Source organism: Citrobacter sp. Cf072 (genome assembly GCF_030334485.1).
GTDB lineage: Bacteria > Pseudomonadota > Gammaproteobacteria > Enterobacterales > Enterobacteriaceae > Citrobacter > Citrobacter freundii.
The window spans coordinates 282487-302356 of the sequence record NZ_JAOWDX010000046.1 but is presented as its reverse complement, the minus strand read 5'-3'; the positions used below and the strand labels follow the sequence as shown (position 1 = coordinate 302356).

Below are 19870 nucleotides of genomic sequence, written 5' to 3'. Positions count from 1 at the left end.
TGGCGGCTTGCGCCTTATCCGGCCTACATACTGCACATTTTGTAGGCCGGATGAGCGCAGCGCCATCCGGCAATTACGGCTTAATGATGTGAAGAGGTTTTCACGCCGCCTTCCGGCACAGGTACATACGGTGTCTCTTTATCAGAGCGACCGTTGATGGTACGGGCTTTCTGCCAGGTACGGAACCCGTAGAAAATGATGCTGTACACCACCACCAGGAACAGAATACTCAGGCCTGCGTTGGTGTAGTTGTTGATGACGATATGATTCATGTTGGCAATCTGCTGAGCGGTCAGTTCGCCGCCGTTAGCAATCTTCTCTTTGTACTGATTCGCCATGAAGAAGAAGCCTTCCATCTGCGGGTTGGTGCTGAACAGTTTCAGACCCAGCGCCCAGGTGGTGCAGATAAGCAGCCATACTGCCGGAACCACGGTAACCCAGATGTATTTGGTGCGTTGCATTTTAATCAGCACCACGGTGCCGAGAACCAGCGCCACGGCAGCCAGCATCTGGTTAGAGATACCGAACAGCGGCCACAGGCTCTTAACGCCGCCCAGCGGGTCAACAACACCTTGATACAGCAGGTAACCCCACAGGCCTACGCAGCCCGCAGTACCAATGATACCCGCAACCAGAGAGTCGGTTTTCTTCAGGAACGGAACGAAGTTACCCAGTAAATCTTGCAGCATAAAGCGGCCAGAACGGGTACCGGCGTCCAGTGCGGTCAGGATGAACAGCGCTTCGAACAGGATACCGAAGTGGTACCAGAAGCCCATGTCAGCCATCGGCAGCACTTTATGGAACACGTGGGCGATACCAACGGCCAGCGTCGGTGCGCCACCTGCGCGGTTCAGAACAGACGGCTCGCCGATGTCTTTCGCGGTTTGCAGGATCTGCTCAGGCGAAATCACAAAACCCCAGGAGCTGACGGTTGCCGCTGCGTGTGCGGTAACGTCTTTCAACTGCGCCATAATCAGCGGGGCGTTCTCACCGCTCATTTCATGCAGGTTCGGCATGGTGATGCCAAGGCCCGCAGGCGGGGTGTTCATTGCGAAGTACAGACCCGGTTCGATGATGGACGCAGCAACCAGCGCCATAATCGCCACGAAGGATTCCATCAGCATCGCGCCGTAACCAATGAAACGCGCGTCGGTTTCACAGGCCAGCAGCTTCGGTGTAGTACCGGAAGCGATCAGCGCGTGGAAGCCAGATACCGCACCACACGCGATGGTGATGAACAGGAACGGGAACAGAGCGCCTTTCCACAGCGGGCCAGTACCATCAACGTACTGGGTCATCGCCGGCATTTTCAGTTCCGGGTTGAGGATAACAATCCCCACCGCCAGACCGACGATAACGCCGATTTTCAGGAAGGTAGCCAGATAGTCGCGCGGGGCAAGGATCAGCCATACCGGCAGCAGCGCGGAGATAAACGCGTAACCGATCAGGGTGAAGGTAATGGTGGTGTCTTTAAAGGTCAGCGCCGGGCCCCAGTACGGGTCGTGCGCAATCACGCCGCCGAAGTAGATGGAGGCAACCAGCAACACAATACCAATCACCGACACTTCGCCCACGCGTCCTGGGCGCAGGAATCGCATGTAGATCCCCATGAACAGCGCGATAGGTACGGTTGAGCAGACGGTGAACACACCCCACGGGCTTTCAGCCAGTGCTTTCACCACGATCAACGCCAGTACCGCGAGGATGATGATCATGATTAAGAAGCAGCCGAACAGCGCAATGGTTCCCGGCACCGGGCCCATCTCTTCTTTGATCATCTCACCCAGAGATGCGCCGTTACGGCGAGAAGAGATAAACAGCACCATGAAGTCCTGTACCGCACCGGCCAACACTACGCCCGCCAGCAGCCACAGCGTACCAGGCAGGTAGCCCATCTGCGCGGCCAGTACCGGCCCAACCAGCGGACCTGCACCTGCGATAGCAGCAAAGTGGTGACCAAACAACACGTTACGGTTGGTTGGAACGTAGTTCAGACCATCATTATTGATGACCGCCGGCGTGGCGCGCGTCGGGTCAAGTTTCATCACCTTTTGGGCGATGTACAAACTGTAGTAACGATAAGCCACCAGATAAACAGAAACTGAGGCGACTACGATCCACAGGGCACTGATGTGCTCACCCCGACGTAATGCCACTACCGAGAGGCAGAATGCACCGATGATTCCGAGAATCACCCAGGGTATGTGCTTGAATATCTTTTTCGTATCCATAGTAAAACCTGGTATCTAATTAATAATTGGCCGAAGCCGCGTGGGTTAGATCTTGTGTTTGAGGAGGTTATTTGACTGCTATGTTGGGGGGATCTTGCCAGAGAATTACGCGCGTAAAGTAAGGTAAATAAGTGAGCGGTTGTATGTCAGCTTAAGCGGTCCCAAGTGTCAGCGAGCGGTAAGCGGTGGGGACTAACGGGTATATTTATGTGATTGAGATCACTAATAAACCCGCTTAGCGCTTTGGCAGACGGCGTAGATCGACGAATCGTCGATGCTGAGATCGATTCAACTAGCACAAATTTCATAAAGTTTTCCCTTTCCAGGCCGAAAATTCTGACATCTGTCTAGCGGAAAGAGAAAACATGTTAAAACGTATGAAGATTGTTACCAGCTTACTGCTGGTATTGGCGCTATTTGGCCTTTTACAGCTCGCCTCGGGCGGCTTGTTTTTTAACTCACTTAAGAATGACAAAGAGAACTTTACCGTTCTGCAAACCATTCGCCAGCAACAGTCTGCGCTGAACGCCACCTGGGTTGAGCTGCTGCAAACGCGTAACACCCTGAACCGGGCAGGCATTCGCTACATGATGGATCAGAGCAATATCGGCAGCGGCGCGACCGTTGCCGAGCTGATGCAGGTGGCGAGTACGGCGCTGAAGCTGACGGAAAAAAACTGGGCGATTTACGAGTCGCTCCCGCGCGATCCGCGCCAAAGCGAAGCCGCTTTCCAGGAGATCAACCGCACCTATGACATCTATCACGGTGCGCTGGCGGAGCTGATCCAGTTACTGGGTGACGGGAAGATCAACGCGTTCTTTGATCAACCGACGCAGAGTTATCAGGATGGTTTTGAGAAGCAATATATCAATTACATGCAGCAGAACGATCGCCTGTATGACATCGCGGTGGAAGATAACAACAGCTCTTACAGCCAGGCGATGTGGGTGCTGATCTGCGTGCTGATTACCGTACTGGCGGCGATTATTGCGGTGTGGTTTGGTATCAAACTGACCCTTATCTCCCCAATGAACCGTCTGATTGACAGCATTCGTCATATCGCCAGCGGCGATCTGGTGAAGCGCATTGAAGTGGAAGGTTCCAACGAGATTGGGCAACTGGCGGAAAGCCTGCGTCACATGCAGGGTGAGCTGATGAATACCGTGGGTGACGTGCGTAACGGCGCCAACGCGATTTACAGCGGGGCCAGCGAGATTGCGATGGGCAATAACGATCTCTCCTCCCGTACCGAACAGCAGGCGGCCTCTCTGGAAGAAACCGCAGCCAGCATGGAACAGCTGACGGCAACCGTGAAGCAGAACGCCGAAAACGCGCGTCAGGCCAGCCATCTGGCGCTGAGTGCGTCGGAAACCGCGCAGAAAGGCGGCAAAGTGGTGGACAACGTGGTGCAAACCATGCGTGATATCGCTTCCAGTTCGCAGAAGATCGCCGACATTATTAGCGTCATCGACGGCATTGCCTTCCAGACCAATATTCTGGCACTCAACGCCGCGGTAGAAGCCGCACGTGCGGGCGAGCAGGGCCGTGGATTTGCGGTGGTTGCGGGTGAAGTGCGTAACCTGGCCCAGCGTAGTGCGCAGGCCGCGCGCGAGATTAAGAGCCTGATTGAAGACTCGGTCAGCCGTGTGGATGTTGGTTCAACGCTGGTTGAAAGCGCCGGTGAAACCATGGATGAGATCGTCAATGCGGTAACCCGCGTGACCGATATCATGGGTGAAATCGCCTCTGCTTCTGATGAACAGAGCCGCGGTATTGATCAGGTTGGTCTGGCCGTTGCCGAGATGGATCGTGTGACGCAGCAGAACGCCTCGCTTGTGGAAGAATCCGCCGCTGCCGCTGCCGCGCTGGAAGAGCAGGCCAGCCGCCTGACTCAAGCCGTTGCCGTGTTCCGTATTCAGCATGACCAACAGCGCGCGCGTGACGTTGCGGCCGCTAAACCGGTTTCAACGGTCCAGCCGCGTAAAGCCGCGGTAGCGGATGCCGGGGATAACTGGGAAACGTTCTAAGACTGTGATGCCGGATGGCGCTATCGCTTATCCGGCCTACGGGAATGTTACGTAGGCCCGATAAGGCGTAGCCGCCATCGGGCAATTAGCGCAACATCAGGCGCATGGCGCAGCGCGATTCATATGCCAGTCCATGCGCCGCTTCCTCTTCTCTTTTCTGGCGCAACTTTGCAGGCAGCGTCTCTTCAGCCAACATTTCAAATCCCAGACGCGCGTACCATGGCGCATTCCACGGCACATCGCGGAAGGTGGTCAGCGTGAGCGACGTGTAACCTTTCTCGCACGCCTGTTCGGCAACATAGCAAATGAATCGGCGGCCAATTCCTTTTCCCTGCCACTCCTGATGCAGCGACAGTTCTGCAATGAACAGCGATGAATCCAGCGTTTCGGCGACTAAAAAGCCGACCGGATGCTCATCGGCCTGCGCCAGCCAGCTCAAGCCAGTGGCGGCAAATGCCTGATGCTGAGCAGCCGATATAATCTGGTCATCAGCAATCCACGCCAGTTCCGGGATCTGTAAAAAACGTTGCCCCGCAGATCGTTCGATGGCGGGAAGAGCGGCTGTGTCTGCCAGAGTAGTAGCGCGTAAGGTGATGTTCATACGAGGAGCATAACATGCCCGATAAGCACGGTGTTATCGGGCATCTGGAGGATTAATCTTTACGTGGATCGCTAATGGGCTGGCGAACCAGGAAGATGTAGGCAAGGGCCCCCACCATGGTGACGCAGCCACAGATGATCAGCGCCAGGCGGAAAGAGTTGGTGGTATCAACAATAAATCCGGTGACGATCGGCGCAAACGACGCGCAGATAAAGCTGGCAAAGTTCTGGATACTGCCCACGGAAGCGGTCATGCGTGAGGCGACGGCGACGTGGATCAGGCCCCAGCACGAGGTACCGGCGAAGTGGATGCAGAACAGCGCCATACCGATCAGTAACACGGCGGCCATCGACGTTGTGGCCTGCGGCACAACGAAGGTGAAGGCTGCAGAGCAGAACATCCCGGCGATTATACAAATCTTACGGCTCTTAATCGGCGCCATACCGCCTTTTACCAGCCAGTCGGTGACAAAACCGTTAATCAACATGCCGGCTGCGCCAAACAGGAACGGGATCGCCGCCATTAATCCGGTGCTTTTTAAATCCAGGTTGTAGGAGGTTTGTAGGTAGCCCGGCAGCCAGGCCAGGTATAACCATGCGGTATAGTTGATGCCGCTAAAGCCCAGCATCATGCCCCACATGGTACGGTTGCGAAACAGGCTGCGCCATTCGGCAAAGCTCAGCGGATCGCGGCGGGCATTGACGCTACCAGCGTTCAGGTACGCTTGTTCCGTGGCGCTCAGCTCAATTTGCTCGCGGTTGCGATACAGCATGTACCAGCCGATGGCGAGGAAAATACCCAGCACGCCAATGGTGATGAACATCCAGCGCCAGCCCATTACCAGCATCATGGCAGCCAGAATCGGCGGGCTAATGGCAACCCCGATGGTGGAGGCGGCGTTGAATAATCCCATCGGGCGGCCGCGCTCTTTGATGTTAAACCAGTCGTTGATGACCTTTACGCCGCACGGGTTCATTGGCGCTTCGCCGATCCCCATCCCGATACGCACCAACACAAACTGGGTGAAGCTGTGTACCATGCCGGACATCGCCTGAAACAGCGACCAGAAGAACATCCCCAGCCCCAACATAATGCGCGGACCTTTGCGATCCAGCAGCGGGCCGCAGGGCAATTGCGCAATACCATAAGCGAGAGAAAATACCGACAGCAGCACGCCGATTTGCGTGGCGCTCAGCCCCAGTTCTTCACGAATCGTTAAGTTGGCGACCGACAGAGAACTGCGGTCGAGGTAATTAATGACCGCAGCAAAAAATAATAAAATCATTGCCGTGGTCTGAATACGTTTTATTCGGCTACTGCGTTGCACCATGCCCTCAGGCGGAACATTAATATCCGCAGATGATGACGTGCCAAACGAAGAACTCGGGTCGAGGGTAATATTATTTTTTTCCACGCCGGACTCCTGAACCTCAATAATTTATTTTTCACACAGCAGAACTGTGCAGTATTGAAAAAATACCGATGATGAATCAATTTGCTCATCACCGCTCACAAAAGTTTTTAATGCAGTCGACTTAGCGTGAGCATAGGCAAGAGGTATTTTTCAGGCGTTTTTATTTTTATAAAATCGTGCTCCCGGTAATGATTTGCTGTTTTTTATCGGTACTTAATGGGCGGCGCTATGACTCTGGTTGATGGAACGAATCATTGATTGTTTGGCTGAATTCAAATGGTTACAGAGCGCCAGGGTGGCATCCAGGTCGCTGCGGCAGATCAGCGCGCTGAGGATGGTCATATGCTCATCGATGGCAATGATGTTGCGTTGTTTGAGGTCGCTCTCATCCCACTGATAGTGGAAGTGGAAAATCACGGAGATGATTTCAAGTGATTGATTGAAAAATATATTATCGGCAGCAGAGAGCAGCAAGGCATGAAACTCACGGTCTAACTGCGAGAACATACGAAAGCTGCTGCCGATGCTGTCGCGCAGGATCCGGTGGCGTTCCAGCAGCGTTTTCGCCTGCAGCCAGCGTGGGTCATCGTCGGGCAGATTGAGAAAATGCTGCAGGGAATGGGTTTCCAGCATTTCTCTGAGTTCAAACAGCTGCTCCGCATAGGCCTGATCGAACTGCTTCATGCTCCACTGACCGCGTTTTTCGTTTTTGATCAGGTTGTAACGTTCGAATTTTAAAAGATATTCCCGTACGACTACCGGACTGACGCCCGCGGCTCTGGCAAGCTGCAGTTCGGAGAAGCTCTCGCCTGCACGCAGCTGGCGCTGGTTGATCATGGTGAAAAAAGCCTGCTCAAAAATCCGGTTTTGCTCGGTCATGGAGGCGGTGGTGCAGGCAAAACCGTCGTCATGGTCGGGTTTACGCACGATAACATAGTGGCTGCCGACCTGGGTCAGCACGCCGCACTCGCCTAAGTGGCTCAGCATATGACGCACGGTGGTGCGGCTGATGTTGTACATCTCCGCTAGTGCGCTTTGCGACGGGAGAGGGGAAGGGATATGACCACGCGCCATATCATCGATAATCTGGTTAATCACATTGTGGCGTAAGTTCTGCGAACGGCTCATGGCTTCTCCTTTTTATCTATTAAAACCCGATTTAAAACATTTTTATGCGCTGGGATTCACAGATTGTGTTTCTGCTTTCTCCGTCTTTTTTATTTTCGTTGATATCTGAGGCAACAAAAAACAGGAGAGCAGAATCATGTCTACGATGAATACGTTGATTTGCCAGGAACCTAAAAAATTAGTCTGGAAAGAACGCGAAATACCTATTCCGGGTGAGAGCGAAGCATTAATAAAAATTAAATCGGTAGGGATTTGTGGTACCGATATTCATGCCTGGGGTGGCAATCAACCTTTTTTCAGCTACCCACGTGTATTAGGGCATGAAATATGCGGGGAAATTGTCGGGCTGGGTAAGAATATACAGAATCTGAAAAATGGTCAGCAGGTGGCGGTTATTCCTTACGTGGCCTGCCAGCAGTGTCCGGCATGCCTGAGCGGGCGCACCAACTGCTGCGAGAAGATTTCAGTAATTGGCGTGCACCAGGATGGCGGTTTCAGTGAATATTTGTCCGTTCCGGTGACCAACCTGCTGGATGCGCAGGGGATTGACCCGCAGGCGGCGGCGCTGATTGAGCCTTATGCCATCAGCGCGCATGCGGTACGCCGGGCGGCGGTGGCGCCGGGTGAGCAGGTGCTGGTGGTCGGCGCTGGTCCGATTGGCCTAGGGGCTGCAGCGATAGCCAAAGCCGATGGCGCACAGGTGGTGGTCGCCGATACCAGTCCCGCACGCCGAGACCATGTGGTTTCCCGCCTGGGACTTCCGGTTATCGACCCATCCGCTGAAGATTTTGATGCGCAGCTGCGCGCTCAGTTTGGCGGTTCGCTGGCGCAAAAGGTGATTGATGCCACGGGGAATCAGCATGCGATGAATAACACGGTGAATTTGATTCGTCATGGTGGCAGCATCGTTTTCGTTGGGTTGTTTAAAGGCGATTTGCAGTTCTCTGACCCTGAGTTCCACAAGAAAGAGACCACCATGATGGGCAGTCGCAACGCCACGCCGGAAGATTTCGCCAAAGTGGGCCGCCTGATGTCGGAAGGCAAATTGACCGCCGACATGATGCTTACGCACCGTTACGCGTTTGCCACACTGGCTGAAATCTACGAGCGGGATGTAATCAACAACCGTGAACTGATTAAAGGCGTGATCACGTTCTGAGAGGGAAAACAGGATGAAAACATTGAATCGACGTGATTTTCCGGGAGCCAGCTACCCAACGCGTGTGATCCAGTTTGGAGAAGGTAACTTTCTGCGGGCGTTTGTCGACTGGCAACTGGATATCCTCAACGAGCATACCGATCTGAACGCTGGCGTGACTATCGTTCGGCCAATTAATACCGATTTCCCGCCGTCGCTGAATACCCAGGACGGGCTGTATACCACGCTTATTCGCGGGCTAAACGAGCAGGGTGAGGCGGTGAGTGAGGCGCGGCTTATCCGGTCGGTGAATAACGAAATCAACCCGTACCAGGATTTCGCGGCGTATCTGGCGCTGGCGCACAATGCAGATATCCGTTTTGTGTTTTCAAATACTACCGAAGCCGGAATTAGCTATCACGCGGCAGACTGTGTGGATGATGCGCCGCCGGTGAGCTTTCCGGCCAAACTGACGCGCCTGCTGATGGAGCGCTTTAACCACTTTGAGGGCGCGGTGGATAAGGGCTGGGTAATTATTCCGTGCGAGCTTATCGACTATAACGGTGAGGCGCTCAAATCCCTGGTGCTGCGGTATGCGCAGGAGTGGCAGCTTCCTCCGGCATTTGCCGACTGGGTGGAGACGGCAAACACGTTCTGTTCCACGCTGGTTGACCGTATTGTCACCGGCTACCCGCGCGAAGAAGCCGCTGCGCTGGAGGCTACACTTGGCTATCACGATGCGTTTCTCGATACCGCGGAGCATTTTTACCTGTTTGTGATCCAGGGGCCGCAGTGGCTGGCAGAGGAGCTGAAGCTGGCGCAGTGTCCGCTGAATATCCGTGTAGTGAGCGATATCAAACCGTACAAAGAGCGCAAAGTCGCTATTCTCAATGGCGCGCATACGGCGCTGGTGCCGGTGGCGTGGCTGTGCGGGTTGGAGACCGTTGGCGAGGCGATGCAGGATGCTGATATCCGCCGCTTTGTCGAGCGGGCGATTAGTGAGGAGATTATTCCGGTGTTGGATCTCCCGGCGGACGAACTGCGAGAATTTGCCGACGCGGTGAGCGGGCGTTTTCAGAACCCCTACATTCGCCACCAGTTGCTTTCCATTGCGCTTAACGGAATGACTAAATTCCGCACCCGAATTTTGCCGCAACTGTTGGCGGGTGAGCAAAATGGGCGCTGGCCAGTGCGGTTAACGTTTGCCCTCGCTGCGCTGCTGGCGTTTTATCGCGCAGAGCGTAACGGGGAACGCTATCCGATACAGGATGATGAGCAGTGGGTAAGCCTCTATGCCAGCCTGTGGCCGCGAGTTGGCAATGATTTAACGCTGCGTGAACTGGTGGATGCAGTGCTTGGCGATGCGGCGCACTGGGGAGAGGATTTGACGTTGTTACCTGGGCTTGCCGGGCAGGTGACGGCCAACCTGGAGATGATTCTGGTGCAGGGTATACGCCAGGCGGTGAACGGTCTGGAATAAGGTTGCCATGCAGCGCCCGGTGTGGTGTTGGGCGCTGTTTTTTTTATCCCTGAGCAGCCACTATTTTGATTTCAACCATCCCGATCCCCAGCTTACGCGGCGATTGGCCGAGAATATTGCCCTCGTTGGTGGCAACCGGATCGGGCGGGACAATCACCAGCGTATCGGCGTCCGACGGATTATCAAAATGCAAGGTGGTGGTGCTGACATCATGGCCTAACACCAGCGTCTGTTCCTCGTTGCCAACGCGCACGGGGATCGGACGATTGGCATTGTCGCCGAAGGCTTTCGCGGTAATGACCAGATCGAATTTCTTCGGTAGCGGGGCTTTGTACTCAATCGTTACTTCTTCGCTGAGCTGCGCATTGGACCAGCGTCCCCAGGATTCGGGGCGTGAAATACCGCTAAATTGTTTCACCTCTTCCGGCGCGCCCGCCACGTTGAAAACGAAGCTATCTGCTTTGTAGCGAATGTCGTTATCGACAATTTTCAGCGTATCGACGTTACCTTTGTAGCGCTCCATGTCGATCACCGTATCTTTAAATACGGTTTTACTTTTCCATTTGGCTTTGTCGACGTGCTGCACAATTTGCTGCCCGCCTAACTGACCCTGTGAAACGCACCAGTCGGTAGAAAGTGCCAGCTCCGGCGCCCATAGTTGCGCCATTTTGTAGCAGCGATCGACCCAGACAAAGTTATCGCGCGGGGCGAAATCCGCCAGCTGGAAGCGCAGCGGGGCCGAGTATTCGCTTTCCGGCAGCGGCTCGACGCGTTTGTCCGATACCCGTAAAAGCAACGGCAAGCGGAAATGGCTGCCGGAGAAGGAGATCATATTTTTGTCCTGGTCGACGGTGAACTCTTTCATCTCTTTCGGGAAATTCCACAGGCGAATGATATCGGGCTTCCACGCCAGCATTTTTTCTTTAATGTTCAGGAATACTTCCGACACGGATTCGCTCGACAAGCTGCTACGGCCAAGACCGATAAAGTTATCGCCGCCGAGAATATCCAGTACCGTTGCGCCGTTATCCATCGTATTACGTTTTACCGCCAGCGTGTCCTGTTGCGGTTGGTCGCCGCGCAGCACGAAGAACAGGTTGTTACGATCCTGCTTGTTCAGATACTTCCATGCGGTGTTGTTCATCGCCAGATGATCGGAAGAAACAACGATAACGGTATCTTTAAACCACGGCGATGCTTTGATTTTATTGATAAATTCGGCAATGTTTTCCTGGCTGCAGCTGACCGCGCTGAACGACTGGTTGGCCTTCCCGTCGATGTCATAACGTTTACGGTTGCAGCTACGTGAGATAAATCCATCCGGATGATGGGTGTCCACGGTCAGGGTAAACAGTGAAAAACGCTGGCCCGAGCGCGAAAGCTCTTCGAATTTTTTCCATGCTTCGTCCAGCACGGTATCGTCGTAGAAGCCCCAGTCGTTACGATAGGCCGGGTCTGCCACCACGCTTTTTAACTCTTCCGCACCGTACAGATGGTCAAAGCCGTGAGATTTCAGGAACACGTCTTTGCCGGCAAAGCGCAGGTTGGCACCCTGCACAAAGTAGTTCTGATAGCCGGAGTTTTTCAGGATATCGCCCAGACAGATATTGTTAGGGAAGAAACTTGAGACCGACGCCGAGGCGTTGCCTTCAAATGGCGCAAACAGCGGAATACCGCACTGGGAGGCGACCATGCCAGCGATGGTGTAATCGGTACCCGGCAGTTGCATGGTATTGCTGAAATCCAGACCTTCATTTTTTAACGCGCCGAGTTCCGGGGTCAGATCCGGGAACGCGTCGTTATTAAAATAGGTGCGCTCGAGGCTCTCACCGTAGATATACACCAGGTTCAGCTTCGGGTTGGGAATGGTTTTCGACGGCTCTTTATAATACGTCGTGAAATCCGGATCGCCATCGCGCGACTGCGACTTCACCAGTTCGGTTATCTGGTGAAACGCCGGGCTGGCGTCAACGGAGGCCAGCGCCAGCAGCAGGGCCAGCAGACTGTAACCCACATGATGCGGGTGATGGCGACGGCGGCGCAGGATCCAACCGAGCGCGACAAAAACCGTCGTCAGCGCCAGCGCGATGCCGACCCCCGGCAAAATATATTTTCCAATCCCCGCGCCGGTCAGACTGTTGGTCAGCGTGTAGAGTACCGCGTCATTGATCCCGTCGCCGGTGAAATAGTCACTGGCGTACAGCGTGATATTCAGAACAATAAAAATCCCCAGCACCGATAACGTGGCGGCAAACCACCAGGTGTTGCGACCCGCTTTCCAGGCGTAAATCAGCACTGAAGCGAGAAACAGAGTGATGGAGATTAATTCTGACAACGGTCGATCCTCAGTAAACCGGGCACATGCCTGGCAGGCTAATCATTAGGGGGAAAGCACAATGTAATAGCGTTGTTACATTGCTGCAATTGTAGTGACATTAAATTACGTTGTTATTCAGAATTGGTTTAGATATGCGCGTTTTTGTGGGGAATTACTATTTATTTGAAATGTGAATGCATTGGCGGAAATAAATAGATGCCGCGCAGGTTATACGCGGCGTGTCGTGCGTCAGGAAATGAAGTTCATGCCCTGTTTTAACACCAGATCGCAGGCCTTGGTTTTAACCTGTTTCGCCAGCGAGCTGTTGCCAATCGTGTTCAGGTCCAGCTGTTGACCATCTTTGGCGTTGAGCAGACCCTGAATCCCGTCCATATAGTTGGTGTCTTGCTTCTGCTCAGGAGCACTGAGCCCCAGTTTATCCAGCACCTGGTTTTTGACGTTTTGCGTGTCGGTGACCGAGGCCAGCTTCTGTTTCGCGCAATATTCCAGGATCCCGGCGGCGTTATTCATGCTGCTGGAGGTCAACGACTGATTACTGCCATTCAGCAGGCTGGTCAGGGAAGAGAGCGACGAGCTGCTTTGCGAGCCGGAGCTTTGTTTGCTCAGCTCACTGGCCGCGCTGGAGAGCGAGTCCTGCCAGGAGGCAGCGAAAACGCTGGTGGAGATGAGCGTGCTGGCGGCAAGCGCACAGCACAGCAGACGTTTGGTAGTTTTCATCATTATATGCAACTCGTGTTATGCCTTTTCAGCGCAGTATAGCGCTGGCAGTCTTAGGAGTGGTCCTAATACGTTAATACTCTTTACCGGTGACCCGACTACGGTAGCTTTCCCAGTTAAAAATGACCCACAGGCTGTTGCCAAGGCGCATACGATCCATCACGCGCTCGCCCAACAGCTTGTTCATTTCATCCATATTGCTGTTAGTTAACATGCCGGTCGGACGTTTTGAGGATGAACGGCGATCGACAATTTGATTAATAATCACTTTTTCATAGCGGGATTCGGTCTGCATGCCGATCTCGTCGATCACCAGCAGATCCACATTGCTCAGATCGTTGAGTAGCTGTTCTTCGCTGGTTTCACGATTGCTGAACGTTTCTTTCATCGCCGACATGATATCGGCCACGGTAATGATCAGTACCGACTTGCCGCGCAATAGCAGTTCGTTGCAGATGGCGGCGGCCAGATGGTTTTTGCCGGTGCCGGGTTTGCCGGAGAAGATAAAGCTGGCGATGTTGCCGTCAAACTCTTCAACGTATTGGCGGGCTTTGCTCAGGGCGTTCATCTGACCTTCGCACTCTACCCGATAGTTTTCGAACGAACAGTTCTGATGCAGCGGACGGATACCGGATCGGTTGAATGTGCGCTGCATTTTCATGGCCCGGTTTTCGCGGGCCAGCGCTGCGGCACGAATTTCACCTTGCTCTTTTTGCCATGCCAGCAGCTCCTCGCCCGTTTTAAAGGCGGGCTCGACATTAGGTGGCATCATTTTTTGCAGACGTTTCATCAGGTCGCCAACGTTTTTCATCGTTATCCTCTAAAACCCGGTGGAATGTGGCTGTCAGGTTCACTGACGCTGTTCACATCGCGCTTTGGCATTCCGCCATTGCTGGCCCGTCCAATCTGAATGCTGCGCGCCAGTTTTTGCTGCCACTGAATATGGTGAAAGACTTTGCCTTCAGCCTGCCAGTAGGCAACAAATGAGGCCAGTTCTTCAGCAGTAACCGGCTCTCGCAACGCTACGCCCCATAAAGCGGCCTGACGCTGAAAGTCGGCATCAGGCTGCCAGGCCGCGTACATCGCAAATTTCCCCATTGGCACGGCAACGGGAGCGGTTTGCGGCTCTTCATAAAATTGATCATCCAATGTCACATCGCTTCCCGGGCGTGACAGTTTCTCCTCAAGCGCCAACAGCTCAGCCAGTCTCGCAGGCGTCACCGCGTAAAACGCTGGTGCATTGTTAGCGAATACGGCTACGGCGCCACCCGCAGACTTGGCCAGCACAGCGTGGTGATCGTGTAATAAGGCGTCAATGCTCGTGACGTCTGGCGTCAAAATTTTGCAGGGCATAATGTTTCTCAATACTGAACAACAACCGAGAAGGGGACTGCTTTTATAGTAACACAGAGAAGAAGGAGAGCAGCAGGTGAGGGGAGATTCCCCTCTCTGCACAGTATTAAAGAAAGTGCACCGTTAAACGCGTGGACGTTTGCGATACAGCCATAATCCTGGCACGGACAGACCGATGGAGAGCGCACCGACAATCGATGAGGCTTTCAGGAAGTTGGTCAGCAGGGTAATCATCAGCACTTCGCTGTAACCGAAATGGCCGATTTTTACTGCTGAGATCATGGCGGTGTAGGCGGAGATCCCGGGAAACATGGGGATCACTGCCGCGACGGTGAAGACTTTCGGATGCGCCAGATACCAGCGCGACCACTGGATCCCAATGCAGCCGACCAGCAGCGACGCCATAAATGTTGACCATTCAATATTAAACCCTGCGGTCATCATCACCATTCGTGAGCCGTGACCGAGTGCGCCGAGTAATGCGCACCATGGGAGCGCCCGATGGGGGACATTGAATACCATGGCAAAGCCAAGCGCCGGGATCGCCGACAGGATCATATCCTGCATCAGCGCCAGTATGAAATCGATCACGCCCATCCGCGCAGCCCCCATAAGGTCATCGACACGATCACGCCAATACAGGTCGCCAACGTAAGCAGACTGGCAATAGCCCAGCGAGCGAGTCCGGTATTAATGTGTCCCTTAAACATATCCGCGACGGAGTTGATCAACGGAAAGCCCGGAACCAGCAGTAGCACGCTGGCGGCCATAGCGATAGTCGGAGTATTGCTAAAGGTCGGCAACGTCAGCAGCAAACCTGAAATGGTGGTCGCCACAAAGGCGGTGATGCAAAAATTGATTTGCGGATGTAAATGCCGGGATGCCAGTATCTGGCGGATATACATCGCCACCATGCTGGCAAAAAAGGTGATCACCGCACCATCCCATCCGCCGTTATTGAGTTTACAAAAACAGGCGCAGGATAAACCGACCATCAGGGCGACCAGCCATCTTGGATAGCGCAGTGGTTTAATCTGGCTAAAGCGTTTCTCTACGCCTTTAACATCCAGCAGTTTATGTTCCGCCAAAATGACAATGTGCTGCACTTCCGTCACGACGTGCATATTAATGCCGCGATCCTGATTTTTTCGCGTTGATGTCAGGCATTGCCCGTCTTTAATGGTGGTCAGGACGATAGCGTTAGAGGAGATAGCGCTTTCTACACTATCCATGCCAAGCGCCAGCCCGAGGCGGGTGGATAGCTCGTCAACCAGCGCGCTTTCTGCCCCATGCTGAAGTAAAAAAAGACCGCATTGAATACATAACCGTGTAACCGTTCGCTGTGACGACTGCTCTGTTTGCATGGTTCGCTCTGACTGATAAGGATCTCTTTGAGTGACGAATGTTTACTTTTATCATGAAGCATGAGCCCGCTGGCTCTGGCTAAGATCAATCTTTGTGTCGAAAAAAGACACCGACGATACGGTTATGGCATATTAACACTCCCCACTCGCCGAGGTATGAGAGGGCGCATGACTGTAATGTAGCGTTATTTACCCGGATGGCAAATACATAAGCCATGCTAACGATCTATTGTAGTTATTTTAATTTTACAAATAACGTATTTATGCGTAATCATGTAATAATAGCTTGACAGTTTGGCTTTATCTGGATTGTAGTGCCAATACTTTTATTTTAATAAACGCCAAGGATAAGCAATTCACCCCGTTTATTGTTCGGAGTATTTTCCCGTGAATTAATGGCTATTAATTTATTCGGGAGAACTGAATTAAGTACGATTACGGACTGGTGAGTGTGGAGGGGATATGTTGCAAGGACGCTGCAAAAACGCAATTATTATTAGTAAATCGCCGATTATACAGACCGGGCTTAAAGGTATAATACAGGCGCAGTTTGCCGATTACGAACTTACATACTGTTGTTCTGTTGAAGAACTAACATTATTACAACTACGGTACGCTGATTTGGTGATTGCTGATTTAACTGGAGACTGCAATTATCCTCGTTCAGTCTGCGAACAATATTATTCTTTATTATCTCAATACCGTGATATTCACTGGGTCTTTCTCGTCTCTCGTATTTTTTATCCTTTGGCTATTGAGCTACTGATGTGTCCTGTCAGTTCGCTGCTCTCTGATGCAGAGCCGATAGAAAGTTTAGTGAGCGTCATTCACGCAGGAAATGCGCGAGCAGAAAGAATAAGTAAGACACTACTTTCTCCACCTGCCATGCCGCAATTGTTAGATCATAGCGCGCGCTCAATAGTCCTCACTCTCTCTGAAAGGAAAGTGCTGCGCCTCCTTGGGAAAGGCTGGGGAATTAATCAGATTGCGATGTTGCTGAAGAAAAGCAATAAAACAATCAGTGCCCAAAAGAATAGCGCTATGCGTCGCTTGTCGATAAATAGCAATGCAGAAATGTATGCCTGGATAAATAGTTCTCAAGGATCGCGAGAACTTAATTTACCTTCAGTTTATGGAGAAACCACGGAATGGAAAGCCGAATCATCAAAAGAAACGTTGCACTGGTAGAAAAGTGTACAATGAGCAGTGTAGGTATTAATAGTTTATTTAATACCATGCCAGATGACCAATATAAACTTCATCTCTTTTCTAGCCAGCCCACTTTTAGTCAGGCAATGTTAAAGATGTCGTTTTCGGCAGTTATTTTTTCTCTCTCTGCAATCAGAAGCGATCGCAGAGCTGGGTTGGCCTATTTAACGGAACTGGCGATAAATTTTCCACGGATTCGCCGCGTGGTGATTGCCGATGATGACGCTGAAGCGCGTTTAATTGGCTCCTTGTCCCCCTTGCCGCTGGATGGCGTTGTGAGTAAAGCTTCTTCGTTAACGGTGCTACAGGACGCTTTATTAACGGCGTTAAGCAGCCCAAGCCGAGGAACCGAAAGCACGAAAAACCATTGGTATATTAATCAAAGCCGCATGCTCAGTCCGACAGAACGAGAAATACTGCGCTTTATGTCAAATGGCTATTCGATGCCACAGATTGCCGCTCAGCTTGAACGGAACATTAAAACCATTCGGGCACACAAATTTAATGTGATGTCCAAACTGGGAGTAAGCTCAGATGCCGGGTTACTGGATGCTGCCGATATCCTGCTGTACCTGCGTGCTGGCGAGCCAGCGCCTTTTATGCAGGCGGCTTCGTGACAGGCAACGTTGACGTGCTTTGTGCCGGGTTTGGTCGCCGATTTGGCGCGTGAAGCATTACTGACACACGTCAACCCAGGTGGCAGAAGTCAGTTCAGCCATCCTCTCAGGCGTGATGCGAACCGCGCTGTGGATGGCACCTGCGGCAGGCAACACTTCAGCGTAGTGCTTCAGAGAAACATCACAGTACACTGAAATCGGTGTTTCTAATCCGAAGGGGCAAACGCCGCCAACGGGATGCCCCGTCGCGCTCACGACCTCATCGCTACTCAACATACGGGCTTTGGCACCGAACGTACTCTTTAGCTTTTTATTATCCAGTCGGGCATCACCTTTTGCCACGACCAGGATGATGTCGTTCTTCACCTTTAGCGAAAGTGTTTTCGCTATCTGGCCAGGTTCAACGTTATGGGCTTTTGCTGCCAGATCAACGGTTGCTGTGCTCTGATCTAATTCGATAATCTCAATATCTGGTGCATGTTGCGCCAGGAATTGACGTACTGATTGCAAACTCATTCTTCTCTCCCTATCGCTTACAGATAACCCTTCACAGCAGAAAACATGCAGGATGTAATTTGTCATAGGGGCAACCGCACTGTAAATATTTTATTGTAACAATATAGCAACATTAGCAGTTTTTCGATCGTCTTCACAATCAAAGAAACCGGTTACAGTAACCGGTTGCAGAATGCTGAAATGACGATTAATACTGAAGTTGTCACTTCCTCTGTATCACATAATAAGAGCCATCTATGAAACTTAACTCGAATAGCGGTAGTGCTTGTGTTCCCCCCGGCACGGTTGCGAAAAGTGGTAATGGGATTTACGTGGTGGTGTTGATGCCAACACGGTTGCAAGGTTTTGCACAACGGGAGAACGGCTATGTCCACTAACCATGCTGTGTTTAACGTGATTTTCCGCTTTGTTGAAAACTATGTTAGCCCTGTTGCCGGGCGCATCTCTTCACAACGTCATGTCATGGCTATTCGTGACGGTTTTATTTCGGCGATGCCTTTTATGATTGTAGGCTCTTTTCTGCTGGTTTTTGCCTATCCGCCGTTTTCTCCGGATACCACCTGGGGATTCGCCCGTGTGTGGCTGGATTTGGCAAAACAGTTTGAAGGCCAAATCCTCACACCGTTTGATATGACGATGGGGATCATGTCGGTCTACATATGTGCGGCTATTGCTTATAACCTGGGCAAGCACTATGTGAAGTCGCATCAGTTAGATCCGTTTATGTGTGCGATGCTATCAATCATGGCTTTTTTGCTGATTGCCGCGCCAAAAACCAAAGGCACGATGCCGGTTGATAGTCTGGGAGGAACGGGGATTTTCACCGCCATCCTGGTAGCCATTTACTGCGTTGAAATGATGCGCTTCCTGAAGGCGCACAACATTGGCATCCGTTTACCCGATCAGGTGCCTCCGATGATCAAAAACTCTTTCGATCTGCTGATCCCGGTGCTGGTGGTGGTGTTAACGCTGTACCCGCTAAGCCTGGTGATACAGTCGCAGTTTGACATGCTGATCCCGCAGGCCATTATGGCCATTTTCAAACCACTGGTGTCGGCTGCAGATTCTCTCCCGGCGATCCTGCTGGCGGTATTGATCGGCCATCTGCTGTGGTTTGCCGGTATTCACGGCGCGGCTATTGTGTCGGGAATGCTGCAAATGTTCTGGCTCACCAATCTCGGGATGAACCAGTCGGCGCTGGCGCAGGGTGCGCCGTTGCCGCATATCTTTATGGAAGCGTTCTGGACGTTCTTCATTGTGGTTGGTGGTTCCGGCGCGACGATGGGGTTGGTGATTTGCTATCTGCGGAGTCGTTCAGCTCATCTACGCTCGATTGGGCGTCTGAGCGTGGTCCCCAGCATTTTTAATATTAACGAACCGGTGATATTTGGTACGCCGATTGTCATGAACCCGGTGTTTTTTATCCCCTTCCTGCTGGCTCCGATGGTGAATGCGGTACTGGCGTGGGCGGCGATGAAACTGGATTTAATTGGGCGGGTAATTTCAGTGGTTCCATGGACGGCCCCGGCACCGGTTGGCGCCGCATGGGCGTTAGGTTGGGATTATCGTGCGGCTATCCTGGTGGTGCTGTTGGCGCTGGTATCGGCCGTTATCTACTTCCCGTTCTTTAAGGTCTACGAAAAGCAGTTATTAGCGCAGGAAAAAGAAGAAGCGCAGCGTATGGAAGAGGAAAACCAGCAGGTTGCATAAATATCTGGCGAGGGGCTACGGCTCCTC

The 19870-nt window shown here is 52.5% G+C and carries 17 protein-coding genes; 6 read left to right on the top strand and 11 right to left on the bottom strand.

Annotation, left to right across the window (positions count from 1 at the left end; translation table 11 throughout):
• Nucleotides 1–80 precede the first annotated feature (80 nt).
• Entirely contained in the window at nucleotides 81–2231 is a 2151-nt protein-coding gene (gene btsT / locus OGX66_RS18575) for a pyruvate/proton symporter BtsT (protein ID WP_088902764.1), read from the bottom strand.
• Nucleotides 2232–2596: 365 nt separating this feature from the next.
• Here btsT and tsr point away from each other — a divergent pair, with 365 nt between their 5' ends.
• The gene (tsr, locus tag OGX66_RS18570) at nucleotides 2597–4258 is read left to right on the top strand and encodes a methyl-accepting chemotaxis protein (RefSeq protein ID WP_257679653.1); all 1662 of its coding nucleotides are present in this window, start codon (nucleotides 2597–2599) and stop codon (nucleotides 4256–4258) included.
• An 85-nt stretch (nucleotides 4259–4343) separates the two neighbouring features.
• Here the strand turns inward: tsr and OGX66_RS18565 are convergent, their stop codons facing one another.
• From OGX66_RS18565 to OGX66_RS18555, 3 genes are all read right to left on the bottom strand, one after another.
• Nucleotides 4344–4859, bottom strand: a complete 516-nt coding sequence (locus tag OGX66_RS18565) for a GNAT family N-acetyltransferase (RefSeq protein WP_270924654.1) — start codon at nucleotides 4857–4859, stop codon at nucleotides 4344–4346.
• Between the two features lie 52 nt (nucleotides 4860–4911).
• Nucleotides 4912–6273, bottom strand: coding sequence for an MFS transporter (locus OGX66_RS18560; protein ID WP_003845612.1), 1362 nt, complete (start codon nucleotides 6271–6273; stop codon nucleotides 4912–4914).
• Between the two features lie 213 nt (nucleotides 6274–6486).
• Complete coding sequence (locus OGX66_RS18555) at nucleotides 6487–7401, bottom strand: GntR family transcriptional regulator (protein ID WP_003019148.1); 915 nt, start codon at nucleotides 7399–7401, stop codon at nucleotides 6487–6489.
• 136 nt (nucleotides 7402–7537) lie between these two features.
• Between OGX66_RS18555 and OGX66_RS18550 the strand changes: the two genes are divergently transcribed.
• Together OGX66_RS18550 and OGX66_RS18545 are read left to right on the top strand one after the other, a co-directional pair.
• The gene (locus tag OGX66_RS18550) at nucleotides 7538–8560 is read left to right on the top strand and encodes a zinc-binding alcohol dehydrogenase family protein (RefSeq protein ID WP_003837229.1); all 1023 of its coding nucleotides are present in this window, start codon (nucleotides 7538–7540) and stop codon (nucleotides 8558–8560) included.
• 13 nt (nucleotides 8561–8573) lie between these two features.
• Nucleotides 8574–10019 carry a tagaturonate reductase gene (locus OGX66_RS18545; protein WP_121540734.1) on the top strand — a complete coding sequence of 482 codons (1446 nt, stop codon included), beginning with the start codon at nucleotides 8574–8576 and terminating at the stop codon, nucleotides 10017–10019.
• A gap of 43 nt (nucleotides 10020–10062) precedes the next feature.
• Here OGX66_RS18545 and opgB read toward each other — a convergent pair whose 3' ends face one another.
• The 6 genes from opgB to OGX66_RS18515 all read right to left on the bottom strand — a co-directional run bounded on the left by opgB (nucleotide 10063) and on the right by OGX66_RS18515 (nucleotide 15791).
• Nucleotides 10063–12354 (bottom strand): phosphatidylglycerol--membrane-oligosaccharide glycerophosphotransferase, encoded by a 2292-nt coding sequence (gene opgB / locus OGX66_RS18540; protein WP_286512048.1) that lies wholly within the window; start codon nucleotides 12352–12354, stop codon nucleotides 10063–10065.
• 231 nt (nucleotides 12355–12585) lie between these two features.
• Nucleotides 12586–13077 carry a YjjA family protein gene (locus tag OGX66_RS18535; protein WP_003830016.1) on the bottom strand — a complete coding sequence of 164 codons (492 nt, stop codon included), beginning with the start codon at nucleotides 13075–13077 and terminating at the stop codon, nucleotides 12586–12588.
• A gap of 70 nt (nucleotides 13078–13147) precedes the next feature.
• Nucleotides 13148–13885 (bottom strand): replicative helicase loader DnaC, encoded by a 738-nt coding sequence (dnaC, locus tag OGX66_RS18530; RefSeq protein ID WP_003019133.1) that lies wholly within the window; start codon nucleotides 13883–13885, stop codon nucleotides 13148–13150.
• Nucleotides 13886–13887: 2 nt separating this feature from the next.
• A complete protein-coding gene (dnaT, locus tag OGX66_RS18525) occupies nucleotides 13888–14427 on the bottom strand; it encodes a primosomal protein DnaT (RefSeq protein ID WP_003019130.1) in 540 nt (179 codons plus the stop codon).
• Between the two features lie 123 nt (nucleotides 14428–14550).
• Complete coding sequence (locus OGX66_RS18520) at nucleotides 14551–15024, bottom strand: threonine/serine exporter (protein ID WP_003019127.1); 474 nt, start codon at nucleotides 15022–15024, stop codon at nucleotides 14551–14553.
• Nucleotides 15015–15791 carry a threonine/serine exporter family protein gene (locus OGX66_RS18515; protein WP_003019122.1) on the bottom strand — a complete coding sequence of 259 codons (777 nt, stop codon included), beginning with the start codon at nucleotides 15789–15791 and terminating at the stop codon, nucleotides 15015–15017. Before OGX66_RS18515 ends, OGX66_RS18520 begins: the two co-directional genes overlap by 10 nt.
• A 462-nt stretch (nucleotides 15792–16253) precedes the next feature.
• On the opposite strand from OGX66_RS18515, the gene OGX66_RS18510 reads away from it, so the two are divergent.
• Both OGX66_RS18510 and bglJ read left to right on the top strand, forming a co-directional pair.
• A complete protein-coding gene (locus tag OGX66_RS18510; protein WP_003837239.1) occupies nucleotides 16254–16979 on the top strand; it encodes a helix-turn-helix transcriptional regulator in 726 nt (241 codons plus the stop codon).
• Nucleotides 16940–17617, top strand: a complete 678-nt coding sequence (bglJ, locus tag OGX66_RS18505; RefSeq protein ID WP_048997871.1) for a DNA-binding transcriptional activator BglJ — start codon at nucleotides 16940–16942, stop codon at nucleotides 17615–17617. The genes OGX66_RS18510 and bglJ overlap by 40 nt, the downstream gene beginning before the upstream one ends.
• Before the next feature lie 57 nt (nucleotides 17618–17674).
• On the opposite strand, the gene OGX66_RS18500 is transcribed toward bglJ, so the two are convergent.
• Nucleotides 17675–18133 (bottom strand): YbaK/EbsC family protein, encoded by a 459-nt coding sequence (locus OGX66_RS18500; protein ID WP_003019114.1) that lies wholly within the window; start codon nucleotides 18131–18133, stop codon nucleotides 17675–17677.
• Nucleotides 18134–18499: 366 nt separating this feature from the next.
• Between OGX66_RS18500 and OGX66_RS18495 the strand changes: the two genes are divergently transcribed.
• Nucleotides 18500–19843: a PTS sugar transporter subunit IIC gene (locus tag OGX66_RS18495; RefSeq protein WP_063941069.1), complete on the top strand. Its 1344-nt coding sequence runs from the start codon at nucleotides 18500–18502 to the stop codon at nucleotides 19841–19843.
• Nucleotides 19844–19870 lie beyond the last annotated feature (27 nt).

What these genes read in the sequence shown, in the direction of transcription:
- dnaT (WP_003019130.1), bottom strand. Translation starts at nt 14,427, where the DNA reads ATGCCCTGCAAAATTTTGACGCCAGACGTCACGAGCATTGACGCCTTA.
- OGX66_RS18500 (WP_003019114.1), bottom strand. Translation starts at nt 18,133, where the DNA reads ATGAGTTTGCAATCAGTACGTCAATTCCTGGCGCAACATGCACCAGAT.
- OGX66_RS18565 (WP_270924654.1), bottom strand. Translation starts at nt 4,859, where the DNA reads ATGAACATCACCTTACGCGCTACTACTCTGGCAGACACAGCCGCTCTT.
- OGX66_RS18550 (WP_003837229.1), top strand. Translation starts at nt 7,538, where the DNA reads ATGTCTACGATGAATACGTTGATTTGCCAGGAACCTAAAAAATTAGTC.
- OGX66_RS18555 (WP_003019148.1), bottom strand. Translation starts at nt 7,401, where the DNA reads ATGAGCCGTTCGCAGAACTTACGCCACAATGTGATTAACCAGATTATC.
- OGX66_RS18515 (WP_003019122.1), bottom strand. Translation starts at nt 15,791, where the DNA reads ATGCAAACAGAGCAGTCGTCACAGCGAACGGTTACACGGTTATGTATT.
- OGX66_RS18510 (WP_003837239.1), top strand. Translation starts at nt 16,254, where the DNA reads ATGTTGCAAGGACGCTGCAAAAACGCAATTATTATTAGTAAATCGCCG.
- btsT (WP_088902764.1), bottom strand. Translation starts at nt 2,231, where the DNA reads ATGGATACGAAAAAGATATTCAAGCACATACCCTGGGTGATTCTCGGA.
- tsr (WP_257679653.1), top strand. Translation starts at nt 2,597, where the DNA reads ATGTTAAAACGTATGAAGATTGTTACCAGCTTACTGCTGGTATTGGCG.
- dnaC (WP_003019133.1), bottom strand. Translation starts at nt 13,885, where the DNA reads ATGAAAAACGTTGGCGACCTGATGAAACGTCTGCAAAAAATGATGCCA.
- bglJ (WP_048997871.1), top strand. Translation starts at nt 16,940, where the DNA reads ATGGAAAGCCGAATCATCAAAAGAAACGTTGCACTGGTAGAAAAGTGT.
- OGX66_RS18520 (WP_003019127.1), bottom strand. Translation starts at nt 15,024, where the DNA reads ATGGGCGTGATCGATTTCATACTGGCGCTGATGCAGGATATGATCCTG.
- OGX66_RS18535 (WP_003830016.1), bottom strand. Translation starts at nt 13,077, where the DNA reads ATGATGAAAACTACCAAACGTCTGCTGTGCTGTGCGCTTGCCGCCAGC.
- OGX66_RS18495 (WP_063941069.1), top strand. Translation starts at nt 18,500, where the DNA reads ATGTCCACTAACCATGCTGTGTTTAACGTGATTTTCCGCTTTGTTGAA.
- OGX66_RS18545 (WP_121540734.1), top strand. Translation starts at nt 8,574, where the DNA reads ATGAAAACATTGAATCGACGTGATTTTCCGGGAGCCAGCTACCCAACG.